Here is a 7,048-nt window from a genome sequence, read left to right as displayed (position 1 = left end):
ATCAATATCAATATCAATATTAATTAATTCTATTTATAAAAAGAGCCTACTGGCTCTTTTTATAAATATATTATTTTAAATATAAAAACCATTAGATAGATACTCCATAGCAAGGAGATCAAATTCAATTTATTGAATATAATTCAACTTATAAAACTTCAATAAGTATATATCAAAAAAAATGGTTAATTTTACTATTATTAATAGAAAAATATTTTAAAAATCAATCAAATCCTCTTAGCATTTTTTCTTCTGCCTCTCGTTTAGCTTCTAAATCAATTTGCATATCAATAGACTCAATAAATAGTCTTGCCCAATTTTTAATTTTTAAATTTTCATGATTAATTAAAGTAGCTATCAATTCTTTATCTTCCTGTAAGTAGGGAATAAGAGACCCTGCCCAGGACCTGCTTAAAAAGTTTGATGAAATCGCACTAGTAAAAGATTTATTATCACTGTACTCAGCTATTAGGCGTAGGAGCAAAGGATTAAAATATCTTTGCTCTCCATCTGAAATAAACATTTTTATTGCACGAGTAGTGATTATCAAAGCGACTTCATCTTTACACCATTCAACAACAATATCTGCATCCAATATATCAAAGATACTTTTATTACGTGTATGATATGATTTTCCACTTCCTAATAAATCTAATAATCTATATGTTTTTTTATACTTGCCATCTAAGAATTTAGGTAAGACTCTAGACCACAAATATTCTCCATAAAACTCAAATGCTTTATAAAATGCTTCGCCAATATAATCCCACAAATCATTATAATTAATTTCATATCTACCTACTTGATCAATTAAGTAAAGACACAACTTTAAAGCAAAATCTTTATCTTCGGTACTTAATAATTTTTCTACTGAAGTAAGCCAATTATAGCTATCAAATTGATATAATTTATCATTTTCTTGGAAAGAAACATTGAGAACTAAAGTAGTTAAAATTGGATTTATTATTTTCAAATCAAGCTCTGTGCGCCCAAGCATATACATGCTTAAATTATCTAGAGCAATCCAAACGGCAGTAGCGTCAACTTTACTTAAAGATAAACAAAAATTGGTAATTTCTTTTTCTGTGAGATGTTGAGTAACACCCCCATAATTTAATATTGATGCAGCACTACTTGGTAGTCTACCTGTACTGATTAGTCCGAGAAAAATATCCAAATGATATGAGTCAAACTTTCCGGTTTGAAGTATATTCGGATAGTATTGAACTAAAGCTTCGTCAGCAGCAGTTAATTCAATTATTTCTCTCCATTTAGCAATATTTTTATCATTAATTCCGCTTAAGAATCCTGAAAGGAATTGGATATTCTTTGGTTTATCGCTACGCAAGTACTTTAAAAGATTATCCAAAATTATGTTTACGCTATCTTCATCCAATTGTATAGCTAGATGTTTAGCAAAGATCCAGCTTTGCTTCTGCTCAGGAAAGGTCAATAACATTTTAAGATGAGGAATTAAATCACTGTAAATGTCTTTAATAGATTCTGCTAAATCTTTAGCAGCCTGAGCGGCCAAATCAACATATCGACCATCGACATCTTCAACATATTCTCTAGAAGGATTAAGAACAATTAATTTCAGTTTCTCTTCAAGGTCATTTTCATCAGGTGATAATAATTGTTCCCAAGATCTTAAAATTTCAATTTGTTCTTGTTGCAAAACTTTTATGTCGAATTGCAAAGCATGTGTTATTGCTTGAGAGGCTGCAGGCCAATACTTACCAGTGAGCCTAATAATTTCTCTAAAAGTTAGATCTAATTGTTGGCGGATTGGATATCTTATTAAACCTCTGATTTCATTTCCAAATAAGTTTTTAACTTGTTCTGTGATATGTCCATGCTCAATAAGACTAACTAACGTATTCAAATGATATTTTATATAATCATATATTTCTGATTGTTTAGTAGGCTGCCACTCTTTCAGCTCTGGCTTAGTTCCTTGATATTCTGCGCCAATTAATCTTGTACCTCCATGAGTACTAATAGCTGATTTGACTGCTTGACTAATAACTAAGTCGGCATTTTGATTATTTAACGCTATTGCTCTGTCTAACAATGCCATTCGCTTTTCGAAATTTACTTCAGTACCACACAAGTTTATTCTAAATAATTGTGCAAATTGTCCAGTAGCATTATTACCATAACTTTCATTTTCAAACTGAGCAAACTTGAACAAACACCAAGCAGCCTTATCGAAACAAGAAGCATGAAATACCAACATTTCCAATGACCAAATAAAATTGCGCCTCATATCTCCAGAAATAGATGATATATCTTTATCACTTAATTGATTGATAACTCTATATATAAGTTCAGTTGTAACTACAGGGTTCACTTCAACTAGTGCGCGGAAAAGTCTTGAACCCGCTTTAGTAAGCAACAGTTCCGCTTGGCCGAAAGGGCGATTAGAAGCACAAAAACCTTCAACAAACTCTTGAACATTCATTGATGAATCTAAATATTTAATTTGTTTACAAAAGCTTTCTAATAATGATTGGGGTAGTTGGTCTACTAACTCTGCTTGCCTATCGAATAAACTCGTATTCCACCACTCCATAGCTAGATTAAGAGCAAGTGGTTTTGGAACTACACGTGCAAAATTACTTGTACAATTAATTAATTCTTTTTGAGTAAAAATTCTAATTGTTTTATCAAAAGCTATTTTATCAGTACCAGCAATAGAGTTGATGAATTCCACATCTAAATTTATAGGCTGGTTAACATCATTTTGAAATTTAAAGTAATCAAATAGAGAAAAAACTTTTAATAGTTCTTTAGATTCTTCAGTAAGAGTACCATCACCATTAATCAATTTTTCAACTAGTTGAGGCTCACTGAAACTCGTTGTGATTTTTCCATCTTGTTGTAGCTCATGAGTCGTCATTTGAGCTAATAAAGGGAAGCCTTCAATAAATATCTCTAACTGATTTTTAGAACTATCATCAAGATTTGGTAAACAATCATTTATAATATCTTTAATTTGCTGAGAGGCTAACTTCTCTAATTTAATTCGGATAGTTTCTTTAAGCTGTTTTTCATCCTCATGATAAAAGTAAGTTGTTATTAGTCTAAGACGTGAATTATTCGCAGTCAGAGCATTTACTGCATAATTGTGTAATTCAACTGTACAGTTATCAATAATTACATATCCATTTGTACCATTTTCAGCTACCCTTAATACCTCATCTTTAATATTTTTATCAGAATCTCCACCATTAATAACTAAAAACTCTTCATCATCAATATTTTTATGGTTTTTATATTCTAGTATTAACCTAGATTTACCTAAACCAGAAAGACCCGTTAGCCTAACATAAGGGGTATTAGAGTTAAGCGCTTGTATTAATGCATTAAATGCTAATTTTCTAGCATTATCAGCTTTGTAAGGAAGTTCATGTTTACGTTCGTCATATCTAAGCCATTCATATATGGGCTTACCAATTCCCGAGTTAAATTTACCGACTGAAGGTGTTGATTTTATGAAATTTTTCAACAATACAACTATTGGATCACTCTCTGATTTAGGCTTGACAATCGTGCTATGGGTTACATTATTTATAGTTTCAATAGGATGATTTCTAAAGATACTTTTAGAGCTTGTAGATGAGACTACAGTCTCATTAGCATCAATAATACTTAATATATTTAAAGATTGATCAATTTTGTGATCTATCCATTGTTCATTAATCTCCTCAAGTTCGTCAGAATTATTAACTAGTGACCTTAAATGTCTATTCCTCCAGTTAATATATTTACCAATATTAGCTAATCCTGAACCTTGATGTGGTACATCAAAAAAGCATATTTTTCTAATATTATGTTTGATGCCTTGAGCATTCAGTTTTAATAATATTTTTCTAATAACTAAGCCACCCATGCTATGGCCGACTAAAATTATATCATCATGTTCTATATCACACTGAGTTTTGATTTCAGTCAATACCCCATTTGCAATATTAAGAATAGTAGGACCTGATTTAAGAAATAACCATGCAAGACTTGGTGATGTATAACCACATTCAATTACTTTATATTCAATAGATTCATCATTTTCTAAAAAATTTGGAAAATTTCCCCATGTGGTACCAACTTTTCCAGTGAGACCATGAACAAAAACTATATATTTACTCATAAATCAATCTTTATTTACATTTGAATTAAGTGAATAATATTCAATAATTTATAACTTTACTAATATTTAATTAAAACTCCTTAGAACACAAGCTATAGACAATGACTATTAAGTATAGAATTAAGATAGTATGATAAAGAATAAATTATATTAATTTTATAGTGCGCATTGATGTCATCAGGATCAATACTTGAATAATATTGTTATGATACTCAATAAGTGTAGAACTAATATTATATTGATTAGTTATTTCACCAAAGACTATCATTATTTATATTAAACTACGGCTAAATGCAGTATTTATATCTTTCTTACACATTCGCACCTTATTACCCCCTCCCCCAAAACCACTCCAACACCTCATCCCTTTCATCCAAACTATTAGAACTTAAAACCTGTAGCAGCAAACCATCGATCAGGTTTACCACCATGTCGGCATCGAATTTTGGCTCGCGGGTTTCCCCGCTAAAAATCAGGTCAAAAATTTCATGGCGCAGCCACTTTCGGTATTCAACCGCCATACAGTAAGCCTTCGGGTAAAGCAGTTTTATTTCAAAAATAGCTTTAAGTAAAAGGTTGTACAGGCTGCTTAAATTGGTATGTAAAACAATAATTGCTTTGAGTTTATCTTTTGAAGTGTAGTAACGGTTTGAGTAAATAATGGAAAGCACTGCTTCTTTCAGCAGACTTTTTTGAAAGGCGATGCACATTTCAATTAAGCGTTCTTTCGAGTGGAAATAGTTGTAAAGCGTACCTTTGGCGATTTTGGTTTCTTTAGCAATCAGGTCGATGCCTGCATTGTGGAACCCATGCGTTGTAATGAGTTGTATGGTGGTTTGAACAGCCAGTAATTTTTTGGAAGAGGTTTCTAAATTTCGCATAGTTTTACCGTTTTAAATTCTTGTTGTTTCTTCATGAGATAAAAAGCCTGTGCCCTTTTTGGGAGAAAAAAAGGCACAGCAAAGCCGTAAGACGGTGCTTGGCACATCTCAAGTTTTATTGTTGATATAAGTTTTTAGTCGTGACGAGCTAAAGTTTTAAAACGTATTTTCAATTAAACAGTTTTAAAGATGAGCTAAAGGATATCGGAATAAAAGGCTTGGCAATGGTTGCCAATAAAATAGAAATGTTGCGCATGAGCGACTCCTTAGGTAAAAGAAGTCCTACCGCATTACTGTCAAATAATGGTGGTAGAACGAAAGAGGGTTGACAGACTGAACCTAAGAATCAGCACACCCGAGGGTGTCCCCCTTCCGTCCTACCGCAACAAAAAAAGGGGGACGAACGAGTCTACATTAAAAAAACAAGTTTTTTCAATGTACTTAGGTTCTGGCCTGTCAAAGCCAGCTGGCAATGTAGGCCAGCACGCAAAGCATAATTCGAGAGTTGATAGGTGTCAATGTAGCTTTTATGACAAGTATTTAAATTTATTATTATTTTTCATTAGATTAACTTAATTATTATTTTAGATATTATATTTAATTGTATTTTTAATAGATTTAAGATGATTAATCATCATGACAATAAATTTAGATCATATACTCTTTGTTTTCGTAATTGCAGCCAAAATAAAACTATCCAGATAAGATGTAGATTACCACGAAAAGCGCTCATTCTTATTGGACAGATAAGTGCGATGTCGAGAGTCATCAAAATTTTTACATAAGCTGGGTAATCTAACATTAATTAGTGAAGGTAATAATTCACAGGCGCAGAACTTTAACTTTAAAATAAAAGCTAGGATATTTAAGACTTATCCATTAAAAAAAACACTGCAAATGCTATAAGAACTATCGAGAAATATTGTAACGGTATCCAAAAAAAAGTATGTTTCTTTTTAAGGATAACTGTTTCACCAGTTACTTGATCAAGCAATATTCGATCATGTTTTTTATTATTCAACCTCATGCCTAAAAACCAAATAACTACGGCTGAAACAATCAAACCACCAGCTGCAAATATGTGATGTGATGAATAATACCCAGTACCATATATTTGATCTACCACAATATTCACTAGTAGTACTACTAGGAATGGTACAACAATAGCTAAAAACCCCAGTCCTTGCCAAATAAAAATCATATCTTTAAATTTCCCGTGTAATTTAACTATTTATTAAAATATAAATTAACTTTATCAGTACTTTAACACTCAAATTTGTCTTATTACAGTATTTTAATTTTTGTACTCATACCAAAGAATAAAAATTTCGCATAAAAGTGGGTTTAAACAATCTCAGTCTGCCCCACTTGGTGATAAGCACGATTAAAATAAACCAAGCTTTGGTCATGCTGGCTTTGTTTAATCGCAACAATCGGACAAATAAGAATAGTGTGTGTGCCGACTTGTTGAATTTGTTCAATCTCACAATCAAAACTGACCAAAGCATCGTCTAATACAGGTGAACCTGTTTCTAACTCAATCCATTCGCCATGTTTAAAGCGTTCTTCTGGCGTGAGCTTAGATGAAAATGCTTTTGAAATATGTTCGTGGTGTGCGCCTAAAACATTCACAGTTAAGATTTTGTTATCTAGGAAATGTGCATGTGAACTCGCAGCTTGGTTCATACACACCAATAATGTTGGAGGTGTGTCAGTCACACTACAAACAGCAGAGGCAGTAAATCCAAAACGGCCAGACATGCCTGCCGTAGTCACAACACTAACCGCACTTGTGAGTAAAGACATTGCATTTCTAAAGTCTGTTGCTTGAACCATGACATTATTCCTAAATTGAATCGTACCTTGTCCTGAGTGTTTGCTATACCACCCAACTCCATCAGGAAGGTACTTTATCAACATGAGTCCTGATTAGAACGACATGTAGTAAGTAAAATGAGGGTTACTTGTTTGATTATCAACTACCATCAAAAAAGTAACCCTTTATACCACTTATTGG

At 32.3% G+C, this 7,048-nt stretch carries 5 protein-coding genes; 1 reads left to right on the top strand and 4 read right to left on the bottom strand.

Translation table 11 applies throughout. The annotated features are described in order from the left end of the window. Window positions 1-223: 223 nt before the first annotated feature. Together B554_RS18860 and B554_RS0101605 are read right to left on the bottom strand one after the other, a co-directional pair. Window positions 224-4,150, bottom strand: a complete 3,927-nt coding sequence (locus B554_RS18860; protein ID WP_019456724.1) for an esterase/lipase family protein — start codon at window positions 4,148-4,150, stop codon at window positions 224-226. Window positions 4,151-4,479: 329 nt separating this feature from the next. Beyond that, entirely contained in the window at window positions 4,480-5,031 is a 552-nt protein-coding gene (locus B554_RS0101605; RefSeq protein ID WP_019456723.1) for a TetR/AcrR family transcriptional regulator, read from the bottom strand. Between the two features lie 750 nt (window positions 5,032-5,781). Here B554_RS0101605 and B554_RS19260 point away from each other — a divergent pair. Then, a complete protein-coding gene (locus tag B554_RS19260) occupies window positions 5,782-5,937 on the top strand; it encodes a DUF1524 domain-containing protein (protein WP_081400261.1) in 156 nt (51 codons plus the stop codon). Here the strand turns inward: B554_RS19260 and B554_RS18930 are convergent. Together B554_RS18930 and B554_RS0101595 are read right to left on the bottom strand one after the other, a co-directional pair. Continuing rightward, complete coding sequence (locus B554_RS18930; RefSeq protein ID WP_019456722.1) at window positions 5,897-6,232, bottom strand: hypothetical protein; 336 nt, start codon at window positions 6,230-6,232, stop codon at window positions 5,897-5,899. The genes B554_RS19260 and B554_RS18930 overlap by 41 nt on opposite strands. Before the next feature lie 143 nt (window positions 6,233-6,375). Beyond that, on the bottom strand, window positions 6,376-6,867 hold the full coding sequence (locus tag B554_RS0101595) for a flavin reductase (RefSeq protein ID WP_019456721.1): 492 nt from the start codon (window positions 6,865-6,867) through the stop codon (window positions 6,376-6,378). Between the last annotated feature and the right edge of the window lie 181 nt (window positions 6,868-7,048).

Source organism: Acinetobacter sp. GG2 (assembly GCF_000292385.1).
Lineage (GTDB): Bacteria > Pseudomonadota > Gammaproteobacteria > Pseudomonadales > Moraxellaceae > Acinetobacter > Acinetobacter seifertii.
This window is presented reverse-complemented; position numbering and strand designations above follow the sequence as displayed.